This is a genomic window from Streptomyces sp. NPDC046862, from assembly GCF_040704615.1.
In the GTDB taxonomy this organism is placed as follows: Bacteria; Actinomycetota; Actinomycetes; order Streptomycetales; family Streptomycetaceae; genus Streptomyces.
Genome location: NZ_JBEYXP010000015.1, coordinates 64,141 through 90,744 on the forward strand (window position 1 = coordinate 64,141; position 26,604 = coordinate 90,744).

At 68.4% G+C, this 26,604-nt stretch carries 27 protein-coding genes and 2 pseudogenes; 14 read left to right on the forward strand and 15 right to left on the reverse strand.

All coding sequences use genetic code 11. The features are described 5' to 3' along the window. The first annotated feature begins 73 nt into the window (after positions 1-73). From AB0959_RS18560 to AB0959_RS18570, 3 genes are all read left to right on the forward strand, one after another. Positions 74-1,330 carry an MFS transporter gene (locus tag AB0959_RS18560; RefSeq protein WP_366827477.1) on the forward strand — a complete coding sequence of 419 codons (1,257 nt, stop codon included), beginning with the start codon at positions 74-76 and terminating at the stop codon, positions 1,328-1,330. A 264-nt stretch (positions 1,331-1,594) separates the two neighbouring features. Further along, complete coding sequence (locus AB0959_RS18565) at positions 1,595-3,205, forward strand: thiamine pyrophosphate-binding protein (protein WP_366827478.1); 1,611 nt, start codon at positions 1,595-1,597, stop codon at positions 3,203-3,205. A gap of 75 nt (positions 3,206-3,280) precedes the next feature. Further along, on the forward strand, positions 3,281-4,729 hold the full coding sequence (locus AB0959_RS18570; RefSeq protein WP_366827479.1) for an aldehyde dehydrogenase family protein: 1,449 nt from the start codon (positions 3,281-3,283) through the stop codon (positions 4,727-4,729). A 138-nt stretch (positions 4,730-4,867) separates the two neighbouring features. Here AB0959_RS18570 and AB0959_RS18575 read toward each other — a convergent pair whose 3' ends face one another. The 3 genes from AB0959_RS18575 to AB0959_RS18585 all read right to left on the reverse strand — a co-directional run bounded on the left by AB0959_RS18575 (position 4,868) and on the right by AB0959_RS18585 (position 7,115). Continuing rightward, entirely contained in the window at positions 4,868-5,809 is a 942-nt protein-coding gene (locus AB0959_RS18575) for an NAD(P)-dependent alcohol dehydrogenase (RefSeq protein WP_366827480.1), read from the reverse strand. Between the two features lie 78 nt (positions 5,810-5,887). After that, complete coding sequence (locus AB0959_RS18580) at positions 5,888-6,313, reverse strand: pyridoxamine 5'-phosphate oxidase family protein (protein ID WP_366827481.1); 426 nt, start codon at positions 6,311-6,313, stop codon at positions 5,888-5,890. Positions 6,314-6,494: 181 nt separating this feature from the next. After that, positions 6,495-7,115: a TetR family transcriptional regulator gene (locus AB0959_RS18585; RefSeq protein WP_366827482.1), complete on the reverse strand. Its 621-nt coding sequence runs from the start codon at positions 7,113-7,115 to the stop codon at positions 6,495-6,497. Positions 7,116-7,469: 354 nt separating this feature from the next. Here AB0959_RS18585 and AB0959_RS18590 point away from each other — a divergent pair, with 354 nt between their 5' ends. From AB0959_RS18590 to AB0959_RS18600, 3 genes are read left to right on the forward strand one after another with little or no spacing between them, the layout of a single operon-like run. After that, positions 7,470-7,616: a hypothetical protein gene (locus AB0959_RS18590; RefSeq protein WP_366827484.1), complete on the forward strand. Its 147-nt coding sequence runs from the start codon at positions 7,470-7,472 to the stop codon at positions 7,614-7,616. A 22-nt stretch (positions 7,617-7,638) separates the two neighbouring features. Next, the gene (locus AB0959_RS18595; protein WP_366827485.1) at positions 7,639-8,349 is read left to right on the forward strand and encodes a hypothetical protein; all 711 of its coding nucleotides are present in this window, start codon (positions 7,639-7,641) and stop codon (positions 8,347-8,349) included. Continuing rightward, entirely contained in the window at positions 8,346-9,131 is a 786-nt protein-coding gene (locus AB0959_RS18600; protein WP_366827486.1) for a hypothetical protein, read from the forward strand. Before AB0959_RS18595 ends, AB0959_RS18600 begins: the two co-directional genes overlap by 4 nt. Positions 9,132-9,212: 81 nt before the next feature. Here AB0959_RS18600 and AB0959_RS18605 read toward each other — a convergent pair whose 3' ends face one another. The 3 genes from AB0959_RS18605 to AB0959_RS18615 are packed head-to-tail and all read right to left on the reverse strand — an operon-like array spanning position 9,213 to position 12,189. Continuing rightward, the gene (locus AB0959_RS18605; protein WP_366827487.1) at positions 9,213-10,319 is read right to left on the reverse strand and encodes an LLM class flavin-dependent oxidoreductase; all 1,107 of its coding nucleotides are present in this window, start codon (positions 10,317-10,319) and stop codon (positions 9,213-9,215) included. Between the two features lie 29 nt (positions 10,320-10,348). Continuing rightward, positions 10,349-11,290, reverse strand: a complete 942-nt coding sequence (locus tag AB0959_RS18610; RefSeq protein WP_366827488.1) for a fumarylacetoacetate hydrolase family protein — start codon at positions 11,288-11,290, stop codon at positions 10,349-10,351. Beyond that, positions 11,287-12,189, reverse strand: coding sequence for a LysR substrate-binding domain-containing protein (locus AB0959_RS18615; protein WP_366827489.1), 903 nt, complete (start codon positions 12,187-12,189; stop codon positions 11,287-11,289). Before AB0959_RS18615 ends, AB0959_RS18610 begins: the two co-directional genes overlap by 4 nt. A 150-nt stretch (positions 12,190-12,339) precedes the next feature. On the opposite strand from AB0959_RS18615, the gene AB0959_RS18620 reads away from it, so the two are divergent. From AB0959_RS18620 to AB0959_RS18650, 7 genes and pseudogenes are all read left to right on the forward strand, one after another. Then, positions 12,340-12,933 (forward strand): VOC family protein, encoded by a 594-nt coding sequence (locus AB0959_RS18620; RefSeq protein ID WP_366827490.1) that lies wholly within the window; start codon positions 12,340-12,342, stop codon positions 12,931-12,933. After that, entirely contained in the window at positions 12,930-13,604 is a 675-nt protein-coding gene (locus AB0959_RS18625; RefSeq protein WP_366827491.1) for a polysaccharide deacetylase family protein, read from the forward strand. Before AB0959_RS18620 ends, AB0959_RS18625 begins: the two co-directional genes overlap by 4 nt. Next, complete coding sequence (locus AB0959_RS18630) at positions 13,604-14,284, forward strand: GntR family transcriptional regulator (protein WP_366827492.1); 681 nt, start codon at positions 13,604-13,606, stop codon at positions 14,282-14,284. Before AB0959_RS18625 ends, AB0959_RS18630 begins: the two co-directional genes overlap by 1 nt. 54 nt (positions 14,285-14,338) lie before the next feature. Then, on the forward strand, positions 14,339-15,124 hold the full coding sequence (locus AB0959_RS18635) for an SDR family oxidoreductase (RefSeq protein ID WP_366827493.1): 786 nt from the start codon (positions 14,339-14,341) through the stop codon (positions 15,122-15,124). Between the two features lie 37 nt (positions 15,125-15,161). Continuing rightward, positions 15,162-15,719: a cupin domain-containing protein gene (locus AB0959_RS18640; RefSeq protein WP_366827494.1), complete on the forward strand. Its 558-nt coding sequence runs from the start codon at positions 15,162-15,164 to the stop codon at positions 15,717-15,719. A 19-nt stretch (positions 15,720-15,738) separates the two neighbouring features. Next, positions 15,739-16,116: pseudogene (locus tag AB0959_RS18645) on the forward strand (LLM class flavin-dependent oxidoreductase); the annotation flags it as partial. 45 nt (positions 16,117-16,161) lie between these two features. After that, positions 16,162-16,290, forward strand: a pseudogene (locus tag AB0959_RS18650) (acyl-CoA dehydrogenase); the annotation flags it as partial. A 103-nt stretch (positions 16,291-16,393) separates the two neighbouring features. On the opposite strand, the gene AB0959_RS18655 reads toward AB0959_RS18650, so the two are convergent. The 4 genes from AB0959_RS18655 to AB0959_RS18670 all read right to left on the reverse strand — a co-directional run bounded on the left by AB0959_RS18655 (position 16,394) and on the right by AB0959_RS18670 (position 19,407). Further along, positions 16,394-17,194 carry a hypothetical protein gene (locus AB0959_RS18655; protein ID WP_366827495.1) on the reverse strand — a complete coding sequence of 267 codons (801 nt, stop codon included), beginning with the start codon at positions 17,192-17,194 and terminating at the stop codon, positions 16,394-16,396. A gap of 79 nt (positions 17,195-17,273) precedes the next feature. Continuing rightward, entirely contained in the window at positions 17,274-17,456 is a 183-nt protein-coding gene (locus AB0959_RS18660; protein WP_366827496.1) for a hypothetical protein, read from the reverse strand. Positions 17,457-17,590: 134 nt separating this feature from the next. Further along, positions 17,591-18,670: a HAMP domain-containing sensor histidine kinase gene (locus AB0959_RS18665; protein WP_366827497.1), complete on the reverse strand. Its 1,080-nt coding sequence runs from the start codon at positions 18,668-18,670 to the stop codon at positions 17,591-17,593. A gap of 80 nt (positions 18,671-18,750) precedes the next feature. Continuing rightward, a complete protein-coding gene (locus tag AB0959_RS18670) occupies positions 18,751-19,407 on the reverse strand; it encodes a response regulator transcription factor (protein ID WP_366827498.1) in 657 nt (218 codons plus the stop codon). Positions 19,408-19,497: 90 nt separating this feature from the next. Between AB0959_RS18670 and AB0959_RS18675 the strand changes: the two genes are divergently transcribed. Then, positions 19,498-20,928 (forward strand): alpha/beta hydrolase domain-containing protein, encoded by a 1,431-nt coding sequence (locus AB0959_RS18675; RefSeq protein WP_366827499.1) that lies wholly within the window; start codon positions 19,498-19,500, stop codon positions 20,926-20,928. A gap of 7 nt (positions 20,929-20,935) precedes the next feature. Here AB0959_RS18675 and AB0959_RS18680 read toward each other — a convergent pair whose 3' ends face one another. The 5 genes from AB0959_RS18680 to AB0959_RS18700 all read right to left on the reverse strand — a co-directional run bounded on the left by AB0959_RS18680 (position 20,936) and on the right by AB0959_RS18700 (position 26,424). Then, a complete protein-coding gene (locus AB0959_RS18680; RefSeq protein WP_366827500.1) occupies positions 20,936-22,558 on the reverse strand; it encodes a CocE/NonD family hydrolase in 1,623 nt (540 codons plus the stop codon). Between the two features lie 85 nt (positions 22,559-22,643). Next, the gene (locus tag AB0959_RS18685; RefSeq protein ID WP_366827501.1) at positions 22,644-23,318 is read right to left on the reverse strand and encodes a response regulator transcription factor; all 675 of its coding nucleotides are present in this window, start codon (positions 23,316-23,318) and stop codon (positions 22,644-22,646) included. 5 nt (positions 23,319-23,323) lie between these two features. Then, positions 23,324-24,661, reverse strand: a complete 1,338-nt coding sequence (locus AB0959_RS18690) for a histidine kinase (RefSeq protein WP_366827502.1) — start codon at positions 24,659-24,661, stop codon at positions 23,324-23,326. A 15-nt stretch (positions 24,662-24,676) separates the two neighbouring features. After that, the gene (locus AB0959_RS18695; RefSeq protein ID WP_366827503.1) at positions 24,677-25,498 is read right to left on the reverse strand and encodes an ABC transporter permease; all 822 of its coding nucleotides are present in this window, start codon (positions 25,496-25,498) and stop codon (positions 24,677-24,679) included. Beyond that, on the reverse strand, positions 25,498-26,424 hold the full coding sequence (locus AB0959_RS18700) for an ABC transporter ATP-binding protein (RefSeq protein WP_366827504.1): 927 nt from the start codon (positions 26,422-26,424) through the stop codon (positions 25,498-25,500). Before AB0959_RS18700 ends, AB0959_RS18695 begins: the two co-directional genes overlap by 1 nt. Between the last annotated feature and the right edge of the window lie 180 nt (positions 26,425-26,604).

The following is a 26,604-nucleotide window of genomic DNA, read 5'->3' on the forward strand; positions in this document are numbered from 1 at the left end:
ATCTCCGATGGTATCCACCGAAAACGCCGCAGTCATACGGCAGGACCGCTCTGACTCACTGTGGCATGGGCCCATGCGACGCATTCTGCTGTCCAGCTTCAGCGGAAGCGTGATCGAGTTCTACGACTTCGTTCTGTACGTCATAGCGGCCGCAGTCGTCTTCCCGCATGTCTTCTTCAACGACCTGTCGCCGAACATGGCGACCGTCGCATCCTTCGTCACGCTGGCGATCGGGTACGTTGCCCGGCCGCTCGGAGGCGTGATCTTCGGGCACTTCGGCGACAAGCTCGGCCGCAAGGGCGTGCTCGTCACCACCATGCTCATCATGGGCCTCTCGACAGCGGCGATCGGGCTCATTCCTTCCACTGAACTGATCGGAGTCACGGCGCCGATCCTTCTCGTCACCTGTCGGCTCCTACAGGGTGTGGCCGTCGGTGGCGAGTGGGGCGGCGCGATGCTCATTGCCCTCGAGCACTCCCCCGGCGCAAAGCGTGGCTTCGCAGCCTCGTTCGCGAACCTCGGCGCACCCGCCGGCGCGATGCTCGCCACCGGGTCCATCTCCCTCGCCTCCACGCTCCCGCAGCACCAGTTCCTCTCCTGGGGATGGCGCGTTCCCTTCCTGCTCAGCTTGCTCCTCGTCCTGGTTGGGATGTTCATCCGCCTGAGAGTCAGTGAGAGCACGCTGTTCAAATCGTTGGATCAGGAAGCGGAGAAGCGAAAGGTGCCAGTTCTGGAGGTCCTGCGCTACCACCCGAAGCCTGTCGTACTGGGCATCGTGGTCGCTATCAGCCAACTGACCATCGATGGAATCGCCAGCTCGTGGGCAGTTAACCACGTCGTCGAGCTGGGTGCTGACCGTACGACCATCCTCAATCTGAAGATCCTCGGCTCGGTCGCTCTCTTCATCGCGGCCTTCATCAGTGCCCGGCTGAGCGACCGTTGGGGGCGCCGTCCGCTCCTCGCCATTGGTACGGTCGCCGCGCTGATCTTCGTCTTCCCGATGCTCAACCTGATCCAGACGGGGACTGCGGAGAGCTTCGCCACTGCTGTCATCATCGGTCAGTTCATCCAGGGCACCATCCTCGGACCGCTCGCTGCGTTCCTTGCGGAGTTGTTCCCCACCCGCCTCCGTTTCACCGGCGCTTCGCTGTGTTTCCAGACCGCAGCGTCACTGGGCTCGGGCTTCACGCCCCTCATCGCGACCTCCCTGGTCACCGCGACCGGAGGTATCGCTGTACTGGGCTGGGTGTGGCTGGGGGTGCTCGCCGTCTGCCTCGTGACGATCCTGATCGCATCGGAGAGCCGAACGCGAGATCTGAGCGCCATCTAGCGGTTCGAGGCACTCTCGCTCCCGTCCCTCGAATGTCATGGAGCCTCGTCTGCGCCTACTCGCACCCAGCGGCTGGCGGATATCGCCTCGGCTCCTTTTCGCGGCCGTATCGGAAACGAAGTTGCGCCGCAGGCAGTGGATGTTGGAGCGCGCTTATCGATTCCTCAGCAAGATGCATTAGTTGAAAGACGCGTGTGGGCGCTGGCACTTCGCGAGCAGCGCCCGCCCCGTTACACCCGCCTAGGGGCGGAAGAAAGGCAAGAGATGACGAAGACCGGTGGAGAAATCCTCACCGAACAACTGATCGCGGAGGGCGTCAAGACGATTTTCGGCGTCCCCGGGATCCAGCTGGACTACGCCGTGGACGGTCTCGCGCAGAACCGCGAGTCGATCGATTTCGTCTCGGCGCGGCACGAGCAGGGGGCCGCGTACATGGCGGACGGCTATGCACGTGTGGCTGACCGGCCCGGTGTCTGCATGGTCGTGCCCGGTCCTGGTCTTCTGAATGCTGGCGCGGCATTGTCGACTGCGTTTGCGACGAACAGCCCTGTCGTCTGTATCACCGGCCAGATTCCTTCACCGACCATCGGGCGGGGTCTCGGCATGCTCCATGAGATTCAAGGACAGACGGACCTTCTGCGTTCGCTCACCAAGTGGAACGCCATCGCGCGGTCTCCTGAGGAGATAGCCGGCCTTGTACGCGAAGCGTTCCAGCAGGTCTCGAGCGGCCGTCCGCGGCCCGTCGGCCTCGAGATTCCCCCGGATGTACTCCAGGCGAAAACGACTGCCGGTGTGGTGCACCCTGCCGGTGGCCACACCAGTGAGATCGACGAGGAATCGGTCAACCGTGCCGTTGAGCTCCTCGCCGCCGCCGAGCGGCCCGTCATCGTTGCAGGCGGAGGGGTACGCGATACGGCGTCGAGCGCTGCACTCCAGGCACTCGCCGAGCGCCTCGGTGCGCCCGTCATCACCAGCCGGAACGGGAAGGGAGCCATCAGCGACCGGCACCCGCTCGCACTGTCCCGCTTGGCCGGCGCGGACGTCCTCGAGAACGCGGACGTCGTACTCGCCGTCGGTACTCGCTTCATCACCATGACCGGGCAGCCGGTCATCCGGCCGGGCCGCCGCCGCCTCATCGCGATCAACGCGGACCGCGCCGATGTGGGCGCGCCGCGCGAGTTCGATGTCGCCGTCATCGCCGAAGCCAAGGCCGCGCTGGAAGCGATCGCGAACTCCCTGCCCGAGGGCAAGCGTGAAGCTCCGTCGCTCGACCAATACCGTAAGCGGGAAAGCGATGCCCTGAGTGCGATCGCCCCTCAAGTGCAGTGGCTTCAGGCGATCCGCGGGGCCCTGCCGGACGACGGCATCTTCATCGAGGAACTCACGCAGGTCGGCTACGCGGCGCGTCTGGCGTTCCCCGTGTACCAGGCGGGAACGTACGTCACGCCCGGATACCAGGGGACGCTCGGCTACGGTTTTCCGACCGGCCTCGGCGCCGCCGTCGGTGCCAAGGGCCGACAGGTCGTCTCGATCAACGGTGACGGTGGTTTCGGGTGGGCGCTTCAGGAACTGTCCACTGCCGCCAAGTACAACATCGGACTCGTGACCGTGGTGTTCCGCAACGATGCGTTCGGCAATGTGCAGCGCATTCAGACCGAAACCTTCGGTCGCAACATCGGCGTTGACCTCAAAAACCCTGACTTCGTGGCGCTGGCCAAGGAGTTCGGAGTTGCCGGCGAGCGGGTCACCACGCCAGAAGGGCTCGGGAAGGCAATCCGCAACGCCCGTGGGACGGACGCGCCCGTGCTCATCGAAGTTCCGTTCGGTGACGTTCCCTCTCCGTGGAAGCTGCTGGCTGAACCGTCCATCGGCTGAGCAATGACGCGACGGGCCAGTGTGGGCCTCAAGCCTCGTGAGCTCACCAATTCACATTTAGGAAGGATGAGATTCATGGCATCCCCCAGGGGTATCGTCGATGATTCGTTGTGGCTGGATAACGCCCGGGGTGTCCCGTCGGGGACGTCGTACGCGTCGGTGGACAACTCCGCCACCGGTGAGGAGATCGCCCGAGTGCGATCAGCCACCCCCGCGGATGTCGACCGCGCATTCGACTCCGCCGCACGCGCGCAGAAGCAGTGGGCCGCCACCTCGCCCGCTGATCGCGTTGCTGTCGTCGAAAAGACCGCAGACATCCTGGACGGCATGGCGGATGACCTCGCCGCCACGATGCAGGCGGAAGTCGGCACCGTGGTGAGCCAGGTCCACGCGACACAGGTCGCACTGGGCCTCGTGGCCATCCGCCACACCGCGGCCTCGGCTCTTGACGCCGTCACGGAGCGCAAGACGATCGGAAACTCGGACGTCGTCCGCGAGCCGGCGGGCGTCGTCGGAGCGATCACTCCATGGAACTATCCGCTGATGCAGGCAGCGTTGAAGGTGGCGCCGGCGATCGCTACCGGATGCAGCATCGTCATCAAGCCGCCGAGCGCCGCCCCGCTTACGACGTTCCTTGTGGCTGAAGCATTCGCTGAGGCCGGACTCCCCGCAGGCGTACTCAATGTCGTCTGTGGAAGCGGCGGGAGCGTGGGCAGTGCGATCGCAGGCCATGCGCGCGCGGACTTCGTCTCCTTCACGGGCTCCATCGAAGCGGGACGACAGGTTGCCGTGTCCGCTGCTCGGCAGGGGACGCGCACGTCGCTCGAGCTGGGTGGGAAGAGCGCTGCGATCATCCTCGATGATGACAAGGTGCGTGCCGCGGTGCGGCATACCATCGGAAGCTGTTACGCCAACGCGGGTCAGACGTGTGCGGCGCTTTCTCGGCTCATTGTTCCGCGCCACCTCCTCGAAGAGGTCGAAGACGAAGTTCGCAAGGTGATGTCGCAGATCGTCGTGGGAGATCCCTTCGACTCGGCCAGCACCGTGGGGCCTCTGGCGAACGAGGGGCAACGAAACACGGTAGTCGAGCACATCCGTGCGGCCGGCGAGACCCCGGGTGTACGTATCGTCGCGTCGAAGGACATCTCCCACCTCACACGCGGTTGGTATGCCGCTCCTACGGTGGTCGTGGCCGCCGATCCCAGCGCGCCGATCGTGCAGGAGGAGGTGTTTGGGCCCGTGCTCGCCATTCAGCCTGCCGACAACGAAGGCCACGCCATCGAGCTCGCCGAAGGAACAAGGTTCGGCCTCATCGCTCGCGTGTGGACCGATGACGATGCGCGCTTCGAGAGGGTCGCCCGACAGCTCCGCGTCGGCGGCGTGATCCAAAGCGATGCTCCGACCGCGTGGGACGCTCCGTTCGGAGGCGTCAAGGACTCCGGGTACGGGCGCGAGCGCGGTGTCTATGGTGTCGAGGAATACCTAGTTGCGAAGTCTCTGCAACGTGGAGGTACGAAAGCCTGACGCTGCGTTGCTCGGCACTCCGGCAAGAAGAAGCGCTGGACCGACAAGCGATCGTCTGAGGATCGATAGCCCGCCCGCTGTTTCGGCAGCGAGGCGGAGTGTCGTGATGGTCTGTGTTGCAGGTGTTAGTCCAGCGCTTCAGTAGGAGATGACGATCTTGCCGAACCTTTCGTTCCGCGTCAGGTCGGTGAAGGCCGCGCGGAACTGGGTGATGTCGTGGACCGCTTCCACGACGGGCGTGAGTTCGCCTCGGGCGACCATGTCCAGGATGCGGGTCTGTGCTGCGGCGGACGAGTGCGGGACGTAGATGAACGGTGCCTTTCTTCTGCCGAATAGGGATGCGGCCAGGCCCGTGAGGTCCTTGTGCGGATTGACGTTGACGAAAGTCCCAGTCCGGGTGAGCTTCTTCGTCACCTGACCGAAGCGCAGCCTCCCGGAGAGGTCAAGGACGATGTCGTAGGTGTGAGTGAGGTCCTCGAAGGACGTGTCGCGGTAGGTGTGGACGGTCGTCGCGCCGAGTTCCTTGAGGCGCGGTGCTGAGTTCCGGCCGCCGATCGCGGTGACTTCAGCGCCGAGGGCAGCAGCGATCTGGACGGCGTACACGCCAACGCCTCCGCTCGCACCGACGACCAGCACCCGGTCCCCGCTGCCGACGGCGGCCTTGTCGAGGCCGGTCAGCGCGGTCTCAGCGCCGATAGGCAGGGCCGCCGCCTGGGCGAAGCCGAGGCTGTCGGGTAGTTCGGCGAGGTACTCCTCTCGAACGGCCACGTACTGGGCTAGGGATTTCTCACCCTTCGTCAGGTGCGGGCCGCCCAGGACACGTTGCCCTCGCGTGAAGCACCGGCTGTCCGAGCGGACCACGCCAGCGAATTCCAGGCCGAGACCGACCGCTCTCCGCCTGGTCCTGCGGGCCAGCGAACGCGGGTCGTTGTTCTGGACGAACCCCTTCTCCCACGCACTCAAGGCCACGGCCTTCACCTCGACGAGCACCTCGCCGTCGGAGGGCCGTGGGGTGGGCACCGTGCCAAGGTAGAACTTCTCGGCGCCTTTCTTGCTGGGATCAATCAGTACCGCTTCCATGCGAAGTTCTCCGTTCAATGGTCGGGCAGCATCAGTGACCCTGCGGCCGGGGAGAGAGCTTGATCATGAATGAGGGCCTTACACCGTGCCCAAGTCGGACGAGAGCCATCGCTCGGGGCGCATGCGGATGACGACCTGTTCGCCGTTGTTCCTGCTGGACACGTCGATGTACTCGTCGACTCTTTCTGCCGGGAGATAACGGCTGGAAATCTCACGGAGCTGGTCGAAGGTTGCGGGGACCGTCTCCGTGACCGGGCCCTCGACCGTGACGTAACGGACGCTGGGTTCGAGTCGGTCGATCATCAGAGAGAAGCGGCCGGCTGCCTGGATCAGCCGGTTCTTGCGGCTGTCCAGCCCGGTTATCACCCAGATGTCGCCGCCAGGTTCGTACTGGTACCAAATCGGCACCGTCAGGGGGGCCCTCCCCTTCCCAGCTTCCACCGCCAACGCGGCCACGTGGGCCTCGGCCAAAAACTCCTCGCGTTCCTTGCGGGACAGCGTCATGTGACGTCCTTCCTTCGGCATAGCTACGGGGTCTCCTCAAAGGGGTTCTACTCATTGGCGGACAGGGCCCGACGGACGCCGTCTCAGGCGAAGCTCTGCCCCTCTGCGCAAAGAGCGACGGCTCTGACCTCCACGAACACCTCCCCATCGGCGGGTCGCGGGGTCACCGAAGCGGAAGTCCTTACGGGCCAGGAGGAGCCATTGGGCAGGCCGACGACGGAAAGAGCCGCAGGAGCACCTCCACGGCCTCTTCTTGGCGCAGGCGCCCGGCAACCACCGCTTCGCACAGGCGGTCCGCAGCACCCAGGAAAGCCATGGTCAGGGCGTACGCGGTGCGCTGATCAACCCCGAGCAGCTCGGTCACGAGCGGGCAATAGCGTTCGGCGTCGTCGGCGTACACGGTGGCGACGGGCTCCCCCTCGGCGACGAGGGCCGCACCGATGTCCGCGTGCAGGGCCCCGTTTTCCAGCGTGCATGCCACATAGGCATCGCACAGCGCGCGCAGCGCTCCCTCGTGTGCCGTCCTGGCCTCCCTGTGGGAAGCCATCACGGCCATGACCCTGTCCTCGTACTCGGCTCCCACCTGCTGGAACATGGCGCGCAGAAGTCCGGCGAGGGAGCCGAAGTGCTGGTAGGCGATCGGCTTGCTGACCCCGCAGGCATCCGCGAGCCGGGCCAGCGTAAGGGAACCTGCTCCCTCCTCCCGGGCCCTGCGCAGAGCGGTCTCAAGCAACAGTTCCTTCCGCGCCACGGCCGACACTCGCCGCCGCTTCACGGGACTCTCCGAGCTGGCTCTTTCCATGTATGTCGCCCTCTCCCTCCGGAGCCTACCGTTATTACCAACCGTAACTTACAGGTAGTAACTTAGGAGTTCAAGGCGGAGCCAGCGAGGGCCAATGCTCTATCGCGACAGCCTCGTCGCTCGAACCGCACCAAGCCGCGCTCAAGGGCAGGGCTTGCACGCCTTCGGTCCGCGGGGGCGCAAGATCCTCACCCGTCCCTCGTACGCCGTTGGTCCGAGTCTTCAGGGAGACATCCGAACAGCCCGGGCTTCGTCACCGAGGCTCTCCCTATCGCCCTCACCTCGCTCCAGCGCCGCCTCAACTGCCTGACCATCCACGAGTACGCCGACATCTCGGAGCGCAACTCACCCGAGATGCTGTCCATGCTGTTCGGCGGCGACCCCGCGGCCGCCCATGTCACCGGCGTCGCCGCGTCCACGAAGGAGCACTACGGCGCCTCCCTGCGCCACCTGGCCAAGACCCTCGGCATGCCGCTCGACGAGGTCACGGCAAGCAGCTGAAGTGGCGGGGTCGAAACAGTCGGTGACCACCCTCGTCGGCACCTTCGACGCCGGAACCGTCGCCGCCTGGCGCATCGGGATCCAGGGACTGCGGGCCGGAGAACCCGTACTGCGGATGATCCCCACCTGGTACATCGGCACCGACCTCGACCCGGCCTGGGAATTCCCTTTCAAGGGCCAGGGCTGGCGCGTCGTGGTCGACGGCGACGTCCCGCTGGACACCACCATCCGCTTCACCTGGCCCACCGAGGAGGAGCGCTCCCTCGTCGGCTACGGCAACGCCAGCCGCCCCGTCAACGCGGTCCCGTACGTCTGCGCGGTCCGCGCCCGGCATCGTCACATCCTTCGAACTGCCCCAGATTATTGCCCACTTGGGCTGACATCCCAGCAACGTCCCGTCACAGACAAGGAGTACGGCCCGATGAAGGTGGCGAACCCCGAAGTCACGCTCGACGAGGAAGCGCACGGCTTCCCCACGGAAGCCCGCAACACAGCGGTGATCGGCTGGAATCTGGTCGCCGCAGCCCACGGGGACGACGGCAAGCAGTACTGGTTCAACACCGGGTTGATGTCCCTGGCGGAGGGCTGGGGCAACCTCGACTTCTGGCAGATGTGCGTCCGCAGTACTCCAGGACAGGTCGTGCAGCCCTCCGGATCGGTGCACCGGGTGGCCGGTTCCCACCCGGCCTCGCAACCGAGTGGCACGTCCAGACCCGTGGCGCGCTCACCGTGACCCGGACCGACGAGCAGGTGGCGGTCGACATGGAGAGCGCCCATATCAGGTGCACACCTGACGGAACCTGGCACTTCTCCGTCGAGGACAAGGCCTCGGGGATCGCGGGCGAGTGGACCCACACCGGCAACGGTTTCCCAATGTGGTACGGCAAGGAGACCCCGCAGACGTACGTCCCGCACAGCATCTCCTACGGCTACATCTGGGCCGGCAAAGTCGAAGGCACCCTCACCATCCAGGGCAAGGAGGTCACGATCCGTGGCGCCGACCAGCGCGAGCGGTACTACGCGGTCGACGCCTGCCCGGCCGAAGTCGGGGCGTGGCACGCCTGGATGTGGTTCCACTTCGACGAACTGTCCGGAAATCTCGACGAGATGAAGCTCAGCAAGCACAAGGACATGGCTCTCTACCTCAACGAGGAGAAGCGCTATGTCCAGGCCGGCGACTTCCGCATCGACCACCACGACTGGGCCTACAACCCCACCACCGGCACCTTCGTGCCGTCCCGCTACGTGGTGACGACGGAAACAGAGGCCGGAGTCCTGGAGTTCACCGGCAGCGCGGTGGGGAGCCACGCCGCGAGCTCGGTCGGCGAATCCCCCGACTCTCCGACCATCCTCCTCGACTGGCCCCGCGTCGAAGGCACCTTCACCCACTCCGACCGCCGCAGGCAGACCCTGACCAACGGCCTTGGCGGCACCCTCATCCGGCAGTGGAAGCCCTATCCCGATCTGCTCGTCGGCGGCGCCCAGTTCCAGCCGCTGGACGTGCCTCGCGTCTGAACACCCCCCATCCGCTCATTCCAGAAGGGCGAGACCGTGAAGAGACGTACAGGCAGACGGTCCGGTCAGCGGTCCGGGCCTTCAGGGAGACACACTCGAACCGAGCAACGGCGCGATCTTCTCCGCGTACTCCTTGACCGTCTCGCGCACGAGGTGCGGTGGTGGGGTGAGGCCGGCGTTGCGCAGGCCGGCCGCCTCAAGGCGGCGCAGCACGTGGACGATCTCGTCGGCCGTGCCGGTCAGGGTGCTCGCGGTGATGATCTCCTCGGTGAGCACCTCTTCCTCACCGGGAAGCAGGTGGGAGAGATGTCCTCGGTGGGTCTCCTGGTACAAGCGGTCACGCGGGACCTCCAAGCGTGCGAGCACTTTGCGTTCATAGAGGTCCAGACGGTCTTGGATCCGGGCGGGAAGGTGGTCGGCGATGGCGGGGTTGTCGGCGTAGGCGTGGAAGGGGAGCATCGCGATCGGGCCGACGCGTGCGAGGACGCGGGGTGACATCGGCGACTCGCCCTCCTCCAGGACGCACAGGCCCAGCGAGGACATGGTGGGAAAGTCCTCCGGTTCTCTGCCGGACTCGGCCCTTGCCCGCCGTACCGCCTCCAGTGAGATGGCCACGACCTCGGGAGAGTTCACCATCACGTCGGCGCCCTGGAGCGTGGTGATCCAGCCGTCGCCCAGCTCACCCGCGACCCGTCGTGCGCGCGGGCCGTCGGCCGCGACGTACACGGGGATGCCCGCGCGATCGACGTACCGTTCCTCCGGCATGTGGCACAGCCGGACCGCCCTGCTCGTGTCGCCCTCGTGGTGGAGGGACTGTTCGCCGTCGAGCAGAGCCCGGCACGCGGTGACGTAATCGGCGAGGCGCGACACCGGCACGCTCTTCAGACCCATCACCGCCCGCGCCGTGTTGCCCGCTCCGACGCCGAGGAAGACTCGTCCGGGCGCGAGCCGGTTGACGCTGGCGATCGCGGTGGCACAGGCAGAGGCGGTGCGGGTGCCCGGTACGGCCAGCATCGTGCCGACGCGCAGGGTGGAGGTGCGTTCGGCGGTCAGTGCCATTGCCACGAACGCGTCGCCGGCGATGAGGGGCGAGTCGACGAAGCCGACGCTGGTGAATCCGTGCTGCTCGGCGTGGGCCGCGTCGTCCCACGACCCGTGGTAGCTCATGAGTACAAGACCGACGTCCATGGCGGCTCCTTGTGCGGTTACCTGGTGAACTACTTGGTGATTTCGACCGTCAGCCGGCCCAGGCCGGTGATCTCGGCCTCCATCAGGTCGCCGGGGCACATCCACTGGCCGGTGGCGAGGCCGACGCCGGCGGGGGTGCCGGTGGAGACGATGTCGCCGGGCTCCAGAGTGAGGTGTTCGGTGATGGCGACGAGTTGCTCAGGGATAGACCAGATCATGTCGCGGGTGTGGGCGTCCTGCTTCAGTTCGCCGTTGAGCCAGAACCGCAGCCGGAGATCGTCGTGGTCGACGTAGCGGGCCGGCACGATTCCCGGACCGAGCGGGCAGCTGTCGTCGAAGACCTTGCCTCCGAAGAGGTCAAACTTGACCAGGTGCCTGGGGTCGCGCTGCCAGTCACGTGCCGAGAGGTCGACGGCCACCGTGTATCCGGCGACGTGGTCCATGGCGTCCGCGAGGGTCAGGTGGCGTGCCTTTCTGCCGATGACCAGCGCCAGTTCGATCTCGTAGTCCAGCTTCGCGGTCTGTTCCGGGTAGCGCACGGTCCTGCCGGGCCCGACCAGCGTGGTCGTGGGCGGTTTCAGGAAGAACAGCGGGGCCTTGGACTCCTTGTCCCAGTCGCTGTGGCCCGCGTCGCCGCGCATGTGGTCGTAGTAGTTGGCGCCCGTCAGCACCAGTTTGCGGGGGTACTGGAGAGGAGTGAGGACGTCTTCGAGCGAGTGGGGCGCCGGGAGCGGTGGGGCCGAAGCGAGACGTTCGGCTGCCGCGACCAGGAGGGGTTCACTGTGCTCCCAGTGGCCGAAGACGTTCATGAGGCCGCGGGACGGCTCCGGCTGCAGCACCTCGGGGGCGATGTCGGCCAGGGCCCAGTACCGGTCGTCGACGCAAAGGGCCGGTGTGGGGCTGCCGTCGACGCGGAGGGTGGTCAGCGAGAAGGCCATGGCGATGATCTCCAAGGGTGCGGGGGCGTTCAAGCGACGGCTCGTGGCGCGGCGGCCGTCCGCAGCAGGCGGATCACCTGGCGTACGGCCGGCGAGGTGTCCCGCCGTCGGTGGACTCCGACCAGTTGGGTGGTCAACCGCGCGTCCGCCGGCGGACGGTGGACGACTCCGGGCAGCCGTACGCAGCGCAGCGAATCAGGGACGAGGGCGACACCGAGGCCGCCGGCGACCAGGGTCAGTGCCGCTACGAAGTCCTTGACGGGCGGGGCGAGTCGGGGCGCGAAGCCGCCGACTCGCGCGAGTTCATGGACGTGGTCGCGGAAGTCGTGCTCCTCGTCGAAATGCGGGACGACGAAGGTATCCGCGCCCAACTCGGGCGATGGCACCGCCTCCATGCCGGCGAGCCGGTGCCGTTCGGGCAGGGCCAGGACGATGGGTTCTTCGAGCAGGCAGACGGCCGTCAAGCCCGGCGGGTAGGTGGGACGTCCGCGGAGGAAACCCACGTCCACCTCTCCCGACGCGAGGGCCTCCAGTTGCGCCGGTGTCTCCAACTCCCGTACGCCCACAGTCAGATCTCCCCGTTCCGCGCAGGCCGCCAGGACTCGGGTCAGCGCTCCGGAGAAGGCGGCGGAGGCGACGTAGGCGATCTCGGCCCGTCCCACCTCGCCCCGCCCGGCCCGGCGCCCCACGGTCACCGCCCGTTCGGCCTGCTCCAGGGTGAGCCGCGCCTCGACGAAGAACAGCTCTCCGGCATCCGTCAGCCGTAGGTGGCGGCGTCGGCCTCGGTCGATCAGCAGCACCCCGAGATGGGATTCGAGCGCCTTGATCTGTGCGCTCAGTGCGGACGGGGCCAGGTGCAGCCGGTCCGAGGCCCGCCCGAAGTGCAGTTCCTCTGCGACCGCCACGAAGGACGTCAGCCAGCGCAGTTCCATGATCACCGCCCTCTTCCGTCAGTGCTGCCGCTCCCCCAGCATGCACTAAATCGAGTTCACTGAAAAGATTCGATTCTTTGCTTGACAAACGATATGACGGTCGTAGCCTCGGAGTGAACGCGAAGAGGCGTACGCACCGGAGGCCCGACGATGATCCAAGCACCGACGCCCACCCGCCCCACTGTGACCACCGGTCTGGGCCGCCTGCACCACTCGGCAACGCCCGTCGCCGACCAGGGGGTCAACCGGCACTTCGTCGAGGACCTCATCGGCCTGCCGCTCACCGCCACCTGGTGCGAGGAGTCGGTCACCACGCCCGGCATGACCTTCTGCCACACCTTCTACGAGCTCGACGACGGAAGCGCGCTGGCCTTCTTCCAGATGTCCGAGCCGCACGACAGGGAATTCCTGCTCGGCCCCACCAACCGCTACGACCACGTGGCCCTGCACGCGGACGCGGCAACGCAGGAGGCGATCCACCAGCGCCTGCTCGCCGAGGAGTATCCGCACCTCATCCAGGACCACGGCTATGTGAAGTCCCTGTACGTCGTCTCGCCCGACGGCCTGGAGATCGAGATTGCCGTGGACCCGCCGAACGTCGAGGAGATCAAGGACAAGCGGCGGGCGGACGCGCGCAGCGAGCTGGCCCGCTGGCTGGCCGGGGACCACCGCACCAACAACGACTGGCGCCCGGAGACCCACTCCGTCGCGCACTACCCGGCAGGTCAGGCGGCCACCGGATGACGAAGCTGACCCTGACCTTCGACAACGGGCCCACCCCCGGTGTCACCGAGCAGGTGCTGGACACGCTCGCGGAGCGGGAGTTGAAGGCCACGTTCTTCGTGATCGGCGAGAAGCTGGCCACCCCGGCCGGCCGTGAACTCGCCGAGTGGGCGCACGCGCAGGGCCACCGGCTAGGCAACCACACCATGACCCACGGAGAACCCCTCGGCCTCCTGAAGGACCCGGAGCGCGAGGTCGCGGAGATCGCCGAGGCGCAGGCAGTGCTCGGTGAACTCACGTCGCCCGAGCGGTGCTTCCGGCCCACCGGGCACGGCAAGGTGGGCCCCCACCTGCTCAGCCCGACGGCCGCCGACCTGCTGGTGTCCGACGGCTACACGGTGGTGCTATGGACGTTGTTCGTACGCGACTCCAAGATGCCCGAGGGCTGGGCCGAGCGTGCCCTGCTGCGCCTGCCGGAGCGGGACTGGCATGTGCTGGTCGTCCACGATCTGCCGAGCGGCGCCATGGACGAGCTGCCCGGCTTCCTCGACGCCGTCGCTAGCATGGGCGTCGAGATCGTCCAGGAGTTCCCTGCGGAATCCACGCCCCTTCTGCGCGGTCGCGCGTGCGCGGATTTCGAGGATCTCTACGTCACCCCACGTACAGCCGTGAAGATCGCAGGAGAGCAGTAGTGGCCCGAACCGATGGCGCCGAGACCCGCAACCACACGCTCTACCTGGAGATCAGGCGCAATCTCCTGCGCGGGTCCTTCCCGGCAGGTCATCGGTTCAAGCTGAGCAAGCTCTGCGCCGAACTTGGCGTCAGTGTGAGCGTGGCGCGCGAGGCGCTCACCCGCCTCGCGGAGCAGGGGCTGGTGGTGCTTGAGCCCAACAAGGGTTTTTCAGTGCCGCAGCTCACGGATGCCGAGATCAACGACGTGGCCTTCGTCCGCAAAGAGATCGAGGCGATCGCCGTGCGCCGGGCGATCGAACAGGGCGGGATCGACTGGGAGACCGGTGTGGTCGCCGCCCACCATCGGCTGATGGTCTCTCCGAACGCCGCGCTCGACGAGGACCCGGAGGCCAACGAGCAGTGGACGAGCGCCCACCGGGCCTTCCACGAGGCGTGCGCGGCCGGGTGTGATTCCCCGCGCCTGCTGGCCTTCCGTACCCAGCTCTACGACCAGTCCGAGGTCATCCGGCAGATGGCCAAACTGCGTCGGGGCAAGCAGCGGGACGTCGCCGGGGAGCACGCCGAGCTCGCCCAGGCGGTGGTGTCACGACAGGCCGACCGGGCCGTCGAACTGCTGCACGCCCACATCGAAAGGACCCGCCTGTCATGCCTCGACGCATGGACTGCCGCACAGACGTAGGCCTCATAGACATAGGCCGCACTGCCACGGGACACCCTCGGCCGAGGAACAGCCATGGATCTTGAACTCGCCGATCGCCGGGCGATCATCGGCGCCTCGTCCGGCGGCCTGGGTCTCGCCTGCGCGAAGGCCCTGCACGCCGAGGGCGTGCACGTCGTGATCAACGGGCGCCACCCGGAAGCCCTCGACCGCGCCGTCGAGGAGGTGCGCTCCGTCGGTGACGGCCGCGCCGACGTCATGGCCGTCCCCGGCGACATCGCCCAACCGGCCACTCACGAACGGCTCCTGGACGCCTGCCCGGCACCCGACATCCTGGTCACCAACAACGGCGGCCCGCCCCCGGGCCCCTTCCAGAAGTCCTCCCGCGCGGACTGGGAACACGGCCTCGACGCCAACCTCCTGGCCCACGTCGCACTCATCAACCTCGTCATCGGCGACATGTGCGACCGCCGCTTCGGCAGGATCGTCAACATCACCTCGGCCATGGTCACCACCCCCCGCCCGACCATGGCCGTCTCCTCCGCGGCCCGCGCCGCCCTCACAGCCGCCGTCAAGGGCCTCTCCCTCGACGTCGCCCGCTTCAACGTCACCGTCAACAACCTTCTGCCGGAACGCCTCGACACCGAACGCCAGCGCTACATGGCCGAGGTCGCCACCACGCGCGACGGCATCACCTACGACGAGGCCCGCGCCCGCCAGGTCCGTTCCATCGCCGCCGGACGGCTCGGCGACCCCCGCGAGTTCGGCGCCACCTGCGCGTTCCTGTGCAGCCCTCTGGCGGGCTACATCTCGGGCCAGAACATCCACCTCGACGGCGGCAGCTACCCGGCACTCGTCTGAGTCGTCACCACCCCTTGTGAACCACCGGAGGCATCCCATGAAGGTCCGCCGTGTCCTCGTAGCGAACTCCGACGGGAAGAGCCGCGTCGTCGAGGACGGGGAACCCCCGCGTGCCACCGTGGCAGTGGAGACCCCCGGCTTCGAGCAGACCGTCGTCTGGCACCACCCGTCCGTCCCCGAACTGCCCTACTCCGGCGGCGATCCCACGATCGCCACCCCCACCCTGCTGCCCGGCCACGGCGGCACCAGCTGCATCGTCCTCACCTTTCCGCCCGACACGGTGTACGCCGACCCTGCCTTCGACCCGGCCGCGGCCGCCACCGAGACGGCCCGCAACAGCCCCGGCATCGCCGACCTTTTCGAGCCGGACAACCCCGGCATGCACACCACTCCCACCCTGGACTACGACGTCGTCCTCGACGGCGAGCTGTGGCTCGAGCTGGACGACGGCGAGGTGCGCCTGTCGGCGGGAGACGTGGTCGTCCAGCACGGCACCCGCCACGCCTGGCGCAACAGAAGCGACCGGCCGGCCACGCTGCTGGCCGTGCTCGTCGGCGCGCGGGACGCGAACGGTACGCCGGAGCAGGGGGCGTAGCCATGGACATGGAACTGGGGTGCACCCTCTCCACCTGGCGACACCGGAACATATCCGCATCGCCGAGGAACTCGGCTACGTGAGCGCCTGGTGCCACTACTCGCCGGCCATCTACGCCGACCCCTGGATGATGCTCGCCCTCGCGAGCGAACGCACCTCGCGCATCGGCCTCGGGGTCTCGGTGGTCGTCCCCCACTTCCGGCACGTGGCCGATGTCGCGTCCTGCGTCGCGACCCTGGAGGAACTCGCACCCGGTCGGGTCACCGTCGCTCTCGGTGCCGGCTTCAGCAGTACGGCCCTGCTGGGCGGGCACGGCACCCCCTGGGCCATGGTGGAGCGGTACGCCACGCAGCTGCGGACGCTCCTGGCAGGGGGCGAGATCGAGTTGGATGGGCAGCCGATGTCCCTGCTCCACAGCGCGGGGTCCGGCATCTCGCTCCCCGTCGACCTGGAGTACTCGCCGCTGCGCCACGCCAGCAACCTGGAGTCCGCGCTGACCTACGAGGGCACCAGCGAGATGCACACCCTGGTTGTCGGCCAGGCGCTCACGGGCCAGGCGGCATTCCGCTAGCCACGGCCCGACCGGGCCGCCACTGCCGCAGAGCCCCTTCCGGAGCAGTGCCATGCCCTGGTGCGGCGATCGGCCGTCGCACCAGGGCATGGTTCTCAGCGGCTCAGGTGGACGGCGGAGCGGTGGGCACAGTGAACACGTCCGGTGCGCCCACCGCAGTGTCGGACAGGTCGAGTCCGATCGTGAAGGTGGCCTCGTAGCCGGTGCCCTTCCTGCGGGGTGCGAGATGCATCTGGGCGCCGACTTCGCCGTACCAGATGTCGGTGTCGTTGGTGGTGTCCGGTGTGCCGGTCGAGGCGTAGGGGTCGGTGGCGAGGTAGGCGGCCTTGAAGGCCTCGTCGAAGTAGAGCTGGGACGTGAACTCGTAGGGGTTGCCGTCCGTGCCGGTCGTGCGCACCTTGACGTGGATGTGGATCGTCCGGCTCGGGTACCAGCCCGGCAGGATGGTGACGAAGGTGGTGCCGCCGCGGCGGTCGGTGACCTGGTAGCCGCGCAGGAACTTCCGGCCGACCGTGCCTTCGTACTCGACGTCGGAGTAGAGGCCGAAGGCGTCGCACTGCCAGATGTCCACCTTGGCACCCGGCAGGGGTAGGCACTTTCCGCCCGTGATCTGGGCGATATTGAGGTTCAGGAGCAGCGGTGTGCCGTCGACGATCGAGCCGTCGGACGGGTCCGCGCGGATGTCGGAGCGGTTGAGCCCTTCATCGACGAAGTACGGCCCGACCGTCATCTCCGGCTTGGCGACGCAGTCGACCGGTCCGGTGACGGCGCCTTGGGAACTGGCGGACGATGCCGACGCCCCGTCGATCTCGCCGATGGTCAGGCCGACGCCTGCGACGCCAAGAACGGTAAGAGCCTGGCGTCTGCTGAGGACGCGGCCTAATGGCTGGTCGTCAGAGTGCATGGGTCCTCCTCAACGGGTCCTGCTGCAGTAAGTACGGACCGGAAGCCTGCGGCACACGACCTAACCTCCGCGTAACCACTCAGCTCTCGTCAAGGAAGCGCTGCGCGATCGGCAGCAGTTGCTCCTGTAGGGAGTCGTCGTCGAAGTCCGCGACCAACGGGTGCACAGCCGCACCACTGATCACGGCGATCAGCGTCGCGGCGCGGGCGGCTGTGTCCGGACCGGCCTCGTTCCCCATCAGCAGCCGGTTCATCCGGCTCATGACGCGACGATACGACTTGGTGAGGGGCGCGAAGCGCGATGCCTACTACGCGTCGCGGTCGCAGCGTGTGCGGCCCCAGGCGGCGCCTTCCTGCTGCGTTCAGTGCTTCCGAGGAGGGACGTCGTCCCGCTCGGTCACGCAGGAAGGGTGACCGTCACGACGAGCCCCCCGCGTTCGCGAGCGACCGCACGGACCTCTCCCCCGTGTGCGTGAGCGATCGCGCGGACGATCGACAGGCCGAGCCCGAAGCCGCGACTGCCATCGGCCCGTTCGCTCCGGTCACGGCGCAGCCGGCGGAACGGCTGGAAGAGGGATTCGGCCTCAGGCCCGGACACGGCCGGTCCGGTGTTGGAGACGGTGAGGACCACCCGGCCGGACTCGGTGGCGGTCGTGACGGAGATCCACCCGCCAGGCCTGTTGTGGTGCACGGCGTTCTCGACGAGATTCTGTGCCAGTCTCTCCAAAAGGATCGGATCGCCGCGGGTGAGGGCCGGCTTCAGGGCGCGCCGGAACACAAAGCCGTTGACCACGGTCTGCTCCAGGGCGTGAGCGACGGTGTCGGCGAGGTCCACGGGGGAACGCTCCGTGAGTTCGTTCTCGGCCTCGGCCAACAGGAGCAGGGCCTCGATAAGGCGTTCGTGCCGTTCGTTGACGGCCAGCAGCGCCTCCCCCAGCTGTTTCGTGCCGACCGACGCGTCCGGTCTGGTCACCGCCACCTCGACCAGAGCTCGCTTGAGGGCGAGTGGGGTACGCAGTTCGTGGGAGGCGTTGGCGGTGAACCGGCGTTGGGCATCGAAGGAGTGGTCGAGCCGTTCCAACATCGCGTCGAAGGTGTCGGCCAGCCGCTTGATCTCGTCCCCGGGCCCGGTCAGGGCGATGCGTTCGCGCAGCGCGCCTTGGCGACCGCCGACACTTGCGATCCGGTGCGCGGTCGCCGTGATCCTCCGTAAGGGACGCAGGGCCCGACCGGTCGCCACGGCGCTGCAGAGCGCCGTCAGAAGCCCCACCCAGAGCAGTGCGGCGCCACCCTGAGTGAGTAAGGCTTCTAACGTCTCAGCACGGAACCGGCGTTGCGCCGCGTGGAGTTGCTCGATCGCCGCCGCCAGTTCCTCGTTCTCCGCCGCCTCTCCGGCGTTCGAGGGCAATGCGGCCGCGATGGCGGGGTCCGAGCCCATTCTGCGGTCCAGGCTCCCGTCGACCATGACGTGAGTCATGCCAAGCAGTAGAGCTCCGGCAAGGAAGAACAGAGCGCTGTGGAGCACGGTCAAACGGGTGCGCAGGGTCCAGAGGCGTGTCATCGCACCCGGTACCCCGCCCCCGTCACGGTCTCGACCAGCTGCGGTTCGCCGAGTTTCTTGCGCAGTTTCATCACCGTCACCCGGACGGTGTTGGTGAACGGGTCGACGTTCTCGTCCCAGGCCTTCTCCAGCAGCTGCTCGGCGGAGACCAACGCGCCGTCGGCCAGGAGGAGTTCGGTGAGCACGGCGAACTCCTTGTTGGCCAGCGCGACCGGTCGCCCGTCCCGGGACACCTGGCGGCGGGCCGGGTCGAGCCGGATGCCGGATCGCTGGAGCAGCGGCGGCGTGGCGGGGCGGGCGCGGCGGGCCAGCGCGTGGACGCGGGCGGACAGTTCGGCGAACGCGAACGGTTTGGGCAGGTAGTCGTCCGCGCCCAGCCGCAGCCCCGCCACCCGGTCCCGGATCCCGGCGGCCGCCGTGAGCATCAGTACCCGCGCCGACGACTCCGCCTTCGTCACAGCCTGGCAGACGTCGTCACCGTGCACGCCGGGCAGGTCCCGGTCGAGGACGACGACGTCGTAGGCGTGGACGCCGATCCGGTCCAGTGCCTCGGTCCCGTCGTGCGCGATGTCCACGGCGAAGGCCTCGCGGCGCAGCCACTCCGCGACCGCGTCGGCCAGTATCTGTTCGTCCTCCACCACGAGGATGCGCATGCGCTCTCTCCCTGTTGATGTGGTTACGCGTGGGTTATGGCGGTCCGTGTTGGCTTCGTCCGACCTCGAACAAGGAGAGAAGGGAACGTCATGCGAACCCGGAACAAGTACCTCGGTACAGTGATCGGCCTGGCCTGTCTGGCGGCTGCCGTCCCCGTGGCGCCGGTGGCCGCCGCCCCTCAGTCGGCTGTCACGTCGGCGGTCTCGGCCGCTCTGCCGACCGAGGTCACCGAGCCTCCGGCGGGCAACGGCAGGGCCTTCCACCACAACCCGATCATCGACTACAGCGGCAAGCTCCAGCTCCCGGACGACTACGCGGAGAAGGAGGTCCTGGTCTCGGGCACGGCAGACGTCTATGAGCACGGCCCGGACGGCGAGGTACGGGTCAAGGAAGCGGATGTGCCATACACGACACGGGTGTTGGTGCGGATGCCGAAGAACCCGAAGGACTTCAGCGGCAAGGTGCACCTGGAGGCTGGTCCCTCCGGCCTGGACGGCCTGTCCCGCTCCGCCGACAAGGTCTTCGCCGACGGCGACGCCTGGGTCGGCGTCCTCACCCACGCACTGTCGTCGTCCACGCAGCGCATGAAGACGGCCGATCCGGTCCGTTACGACGCCCTGAGCCTCCCGGAGTTCGGGCAGAACTGGGACATCCTCGCCCAGGTGGGACGGCTGTTGAAGACCCGTACAGCCGACAACCCGCTGGGCGGCTACAAGGTTCGGCAGGTGTACGCCAACGGCTGGGCCTTCGCCGCCTCGGTCTGGCTGACATACACCGGCGAGGGCTTCCACCAGCGCCTGCGTCTGCCGAACGGCCGCCCGATCTTCGACGGCTACCTCCTGGGCAACCCCGGGCACTACATGCCGATCAACTCCACGGCACCAGCCGTCGCGAAGGACGACCCGCGGCAGAAGGTGCAGAACCTGGATGTCCCGGTCATGGTCCTGATGACCGGCCCGCAGGAGGAGCAACGGCGCCGTCCCGAGGGCCCCACCTACCGTGTCTACGAGGTCGCCGGCGCCTCCACGGCGTCCCCGCGCGCGGCTCGCGCCTACGGCCAGACTCCCGAGGCCTTCCTCACCACCGGCCCCTTCGCCTGCGACTACGACGTCAGCCGCTTTCCCTTCAACCAGTTCTTCCAGTCTTCGCTCACCCGCCTCGACATTTGGGCATCGAGGGGCGTCACCCCGCCACCCTCGCAACAGCTCGCACGGAACACCGACGGCTCCGCGAAGCTCGACGCCTACGGCATCCCGCTCGGCGGCGTCCGTTCCACCTACAGCGATCTGCCGACGGCCCGCTACTTCGCGAACACCACCGACCAGCGGTACTCGATCTGCACCAGCGCCGGAGCCCAGGAGCCGCTGTCCGCAAAGGAGTTGAAGCAGCTCTACGGCGGCAAGGAGGCCTACGTGAAGAAGGTGGGACGGCAGGCCGACCGGCTGGAGCGGCAGGGCTGGCTGCTGCCCGCCGACGCGGACGAGATCCGCAGCGAGGCGGACGCGGTCACTGACTTCTGACGCCACGTCATTCTCCGGCCCGGACGGGGAGAATGACCGTCGAGGGATGGTCCGGGTCGTGGAAGACCAGCTGGTCCGCGGCCTCGAGAGTGGCCGCTGTCGCTCTCGGCTCGCCGGTGCCGGGGTTGCGGTTGTAGCGCGGGAAGGCGCCGCTGGAGATCTGGACGCGGATGCGGTGACCGCGCCGGAAGCGGTAGGCGGTCGCCCACAGCCGGACCTCGGCCCGGGTGATCTCATCGGCACCGGTGAGGCCGACCAGGCCGTCGCAGACGTTGGTCGAGCGCCCCTCGGTGTCCACGTCGCACAGCCGGACGAAGACATCGGCGTACGGCAGGCTGGAGCAGAACCAGATCTCGGCGCTCACCTCACCGATCACCTCGGTGTCCCGCTCCAGCTCGGCCGTGGTGTACGTCAGCACGTCGGACCGTGCCTCCAGGCGCCGGTTGTCCACCCGGCCTGCCTTCACTCCCATGGCCATCCGGACGCCGCCGACCGCCGGGGTGGGGTCGGCGGGGTCGTAGCGGTAGCCATCGGGGGTGGAGGGGGCGGAGGCCTCGGAGGACAGGGCGCCGCCCGGCTGGAGGCGCAGGCGCTTGGGTTCGTAGCCGGGCGGTGGCCAACTGGCGAAGTCGCGCCACTTCTCCTCGCCCATCACATACAGGCGTACGTCGGCCCGGCCCGCGGGCTCCTCCCCTCGTGCGAGCGGGAGGGCGAATTCGAGGGCTTCCTCCGCCGCCGTCGCTCCGACACCCATGGAGATGTGGGACCAGGGGCCGACGGTGAGCCGGGCCCTTCTGCCATTCTTCTGCAGCGTCTGGAAGTCGCGCAGCTGCCCGGGCAGGAAGATGTCGTACCAACCGCCGACCGTGCTGACCGGCACGGCGATGTCCTTAACCCGGGCGCTGTGGTCGACCGGCTGCCAGAACGCTGCCTCCGCGTCGTGATCGAGGACGTTCTGGAAGTAGGCAGAGGGGCGGCCGAGCACAGTGACGTCGGCCTGGTTCAGCGGCAGGGACTCCATGGCGCGGCGGACCTTGCCCGCGCCGAGCAATTGTCGCAGTCGGGACCGGGGGTGTTCCTGGCCGGCGACCTGGACGCCCCACCCGAAGGGCGCCTCCAGCGAGAAGCCGTCGGTCCGCAACTGCTCCAGGGTGAAGGCCGATTCGGAGACCGACGGAATGATCGCCTTCACTCGTGGCGGTACGGCGTCGGCGACCGCCCACTGCACGAAGCCGAGGTAGCTGCCGCCGAAGAGGACGATCCCGTCCCCACACCATGGCTGTTCGCTGAGCCAGTCCAGGGTGTCGAGGCCGTCGTCGCGTTCGCGGCGCAGCGGGTCGAAGTCGCCGCCTGAGCCGAAGGTGCCGCGGGTGCTCTGTACGACGACCTGGTAGCCACGTTCGGCCAGCGGCCGGGCGAGTTGGTTGGCGATCATGCCGGTACGGCCGTAGGGGGAACGTAGCAGGGCGGTGGGCAGGCCGTCGCCGCCGGAGCCGGGCTGCCAGCGGTCGGCGAGCAGGACGACGCCGTCGCGCATCGGAACCCGCAGATCACGTTCGACGGTCACGTCCCGGGTGCGGGGCGCGGGGAGCCGGAGGAGGCGTTGAAAGATGCGGCTGGTCGGGTTCACGGGGTGTCCCTGGGAAGGTTCGGGTGGGGAAAGGGCACGGCTACGCCGCGCCGGGGCGGCGAACTCACTTGTTCTGGAGTGTTGTTCAGTCGGTACGCGGCCGAACCAGTCCGGCGTCGTAGGCCATGATCACGGCCTGGATGCGGTCGCGGGCGCCGAGCTTGGCCAGCACGCGGCCCACGTGCTTCTTCACCGTGGACTCGGTGAGGACGAGGCGATCGGCGATCTCGGTGTTGTTCCAGCCCTGGGCGATGGCCAGCAGCACCTCGTGCTCACGCTCGCTGAGCGCGCCGAGCCGGGGATCGGCGCGCGGGTCGGCGGTGTCGCCGAGAGAGAGCAGCCGGTGTGCGTGGGCGTCGAGGAGCCGCCGGGTGAGGCGGGGTGCGACCACTGCGTCGCCGCTGGCGACCGCGCGGATGCCGGCGACGAGTTCCTCGGGGCCTGCGTCCTTGAGGAGGAAGCCGGAGGCGCCCGCGCGCAGGCCGTCGTAGGCGTACTCGTCGAGGTCGAAGGTGGTCAGGATCAGGACGCGGGTGCGGCGACCGGTACCGCAGATTCGCCGGGTGGCCTCGATGCCGTCCATGCCGGGCATGCGGATGTCCATCAGCACGACGTCGGGGCGGAGTTCGGCGGCCATCCGGACGGCCTCGGCGCCGTGTCCGGCCTCGCCCACGCACTCCAGGCCGGGGGTGCCCTTCAGCAACATCCGGAATCCGAGACGCTGAAGGGGCTGGTCGTCGGCGATCAGCACGGTGGTCATGGGGGTCAGGCCTCCTGTACGGCTTCGAGGGTGACGTCGACGATCCAGCCGAACCGGTCAGCGCGCGGGCCGGCGGTGACCGTGCCGCCGTACATCGCCGCCCGCTGGCGGATGCCGACCAGGCCGTGCCCGGAGCCGTCACCGCCCGGGTGCCGCGATGGAGTGCCGCGTGGCGGTCCGGTGTCGGTGATCCGGACCCGGATGACGTCCTCGTCGACCCCCACGCTCACCTCGGCCCGTGCTCCGGTGCCCGCGTGCTTGAGGGTGTTGGTGAGGGCCTCCTGGACGATGCGGTAGACGGTCAGCTGCACCCCGCCGCTCAGGGCGGCGAGATCGCCCTCAGTGCGGTAGGCGACGCCGACCCCTGCTGCGCGCACGCGGGTCAGCAACCGGTCCAGATCGGTGAGCGTGGGCTGCGGGCTGAGCGACGTCGTGGCGTCTGGCGCGTTGCCCAGCACGCCCAGGACCCGGCGGAGTTCGCTCATCGCCTGGCGGCCGGTGTCGCCGATGAGGCGCAGTGCCTCGGCGGACTCCTCGCCCTCACTCGCGGCGAGGACAGCGGCGCCGTCGGCCAGCCCCACCATCACGGACAGGTTGTGGCCGACGATGTCGTGCATCTCCCGGGCCACCCGCTGGCGTTCGGCCGCCGCGGTCAGCCGCTCGCGCTGCTCCCGCTCGACCTCAAGACGCCTCACACGATCCTCCTGCGCCGCCCGGTAGACCCGTTGGGTGCGCAGGGCAAGGCCCAGGGCGACGGCGGCAATCCCCTGGCTGACCAGGAGCAGCAGGCCCAGCGCGGGCTGCTGGGACGGCAGGAGGAAGAAAACCGCCGCGCACATCTCGGCCAGCGTCACCGCGGCGGCCCAGCCCAGTCGGCGCAGGGGGCCGTGCAGCGCCAGGTTGTGCAGGGCGGAGAGCAGACAGAGCGCGGCGAGCAGCCACAGGTGCAGTGCCCAGGGCAGCACGGCGACGACCGCGACGACTGTGAAGACCGCCTCGGGCGCCCGGCGCCGCCACCACAGCGGTACGACCAACGCGACGGTGACGGCGACCAGCAGCACCGGGGACAGGTCGGCACGGGCCCGAGTCGTGGCGAACGGCCCGGTGTCGTGACCCAACAGCGCGTGGAGCAGCCCCGCCGTGGCCGTGCCGGTGACGACCAGGGAGTCGAGCAGCCAGGGGTAGCGCCGGTCCACCCAGCGCAAACGGCGCAGGGTGCGCAGCAGCCAGCCCATGAAGGCCGGAACCTCGCTCGTCTCCACGCCCGGTGACGCGGGCCGGGGCCCGAGGCCGACCGGGGGGTGGTCGGTCGGCTCCGGGGGCCTGTGGGTGGGTGTGGTCATGTGCGCGGGGTCCGTTCAGGCGTCCGTGCGGGTCAGCCGGAGGCAGGCCACGGCCAATGTCACGACGACCCATCCCACGAGGGCTGCCAGCCCGGCACCCGGGGACAGCAGACTGCCCGAGTGCTCCAGCGCGGTCAGCGCCTCGCCGGCCTTGCTCGGCAGCAGGGGCGTGACGACGTCGGCGACCGAATCCGGCAGCAGCGAGGCCAGGCCGGGCACGATCGACAAGGTGCCTGCCAGGGCCGCGATGCCGCCGACGGTGGAGCGCAGCAGGACGCCCAGGGCCACGCCCCACATGCCGACCAGGCCCAGATAGATCCCCGCGCCCGCCAGCGCGCGCGGCACGCCCTCGTCCCCGAGGCTCAGTGCGATGTCCGTGTCCTTCAGCGTGAGGCCCCCGAGCTGGAAGGCGGCCAGCGAGCCGGCCGCGGTGACAACCGTGGCGATCACGCCGTACACGAGGCTCTTGGACCACAGCACCGGGAGCCGCTTCGGTACGGCCGCCAGGGTGGAGCGGATCATGCCCGTACTGTACTCACCGGCCGAGAACAGCACCCCGAGCACGCCGACGGCGAGCGCGGCAAAGGTCGTGCCGGTCAGGGCCAGGCCCACCGCTCCGTCGGCAAGGGGCGGCCCGGTCCCGCCGCCGCTGTCCGGGCTGTAGGCCGCCGAGGCGAGCGCTCCGATGACGGCGAGGACGGTCGCGGACAGGCCGAGCGTGATCCAGCTCGACCGTACGGACCAGAACTTGCTCCACTCCGAGCGCAGCACCCCCAAGGCGGTCACCTTGTAAGCCGGGCGAGAGGACTCACGGGACGGGACGGCCGTCGTGCTCATCAGGCTGCCTTCAGGGCCGGGGCCGTGGCGCTGTGGTACTCCACGGCGTCTGTGGTCAGTTCCATGAAAGCCTCTTCCAACGACACGGTCTGCGGGGTGAGTTCGTACAGCGGGACGCCGTGCTGTGCGGCCAGTGCGCCGATTCGCCGACTGTCCATGCCGTCGACGACGAGGTGCTCGGCCGTGGTGGACGTGATGGCGATGCCCGGTCCGGAGAGCAGGGCGCGCAACCGCTCCGGCTCCGTGGTGGCGACCTGCACGCCACGCCCGCCGGCCTCCTGGACGAACGCGTCGACCGTCGTGTCGGCGAGGAGCCGGCCGCGTCCGATCACGACGAGGTGGTCGGCGATCAGGGCGGTCTCGCTCATCAGATGCGAGGACAGCATGACCGTACGGCCCTCTGCGGCGAGCGAGGACAGCAGGGTGCGCACCCACAGCACCCCCTCCGGGTCGAGGCCGTTGACCGGTTCGTCCAGCATGACGATCTGCGGATCGCCGAGCAGGGCGGCGGCGATGCCGAGCCGCTGGCCCATGCCCAGGGAGAAGGCCCCCGCCCGCTTGTGGGCCACGCTCGTGAGGCCGGCCAGTTCGATGACCTCGTCGACCCGGCGGCGCGGGATGCCGTGGGTGTGAGCCAGGGCCATCAGGTGCGCGAACGCGCTGCGGCCGGGGTGCACGGAGCGGGCCTCCAGCAGCGAGCCGATCTCCGTCAGGGGCGCGCGATGCCGGTCGTAGCGCTTCCCGTTGACGGTCACCGAACCACTCGAGGGCCGGTCCAGCCCGATGATCATCCGCATGGTCGTGGACTTCCCGGCTCCGTTCGGGCCGAGGAAACCGGTCACCTGCCCGGGCCGCACGGTGAAGGTCAGACCGTCGACGGCGGTCCTGTCCCCGTAGCGCTTGGTGAGCTGCCGTACGTCGATCATGGGTGCGATCCCCCCAGAGCTCCTGGTCGGCACACGAGTCCGGCGCGTTCCGGCCGCCGCGTCACGGCCGTCTTCCGGCCGCGCCATCAACCTAGGCCCGGCATCGGCCGTGTCTCTGGGACCATGGGCGACACTTCGAGGGGTGGTGGTACTCGGGTACCACTACCGTCCTGAGCCGGG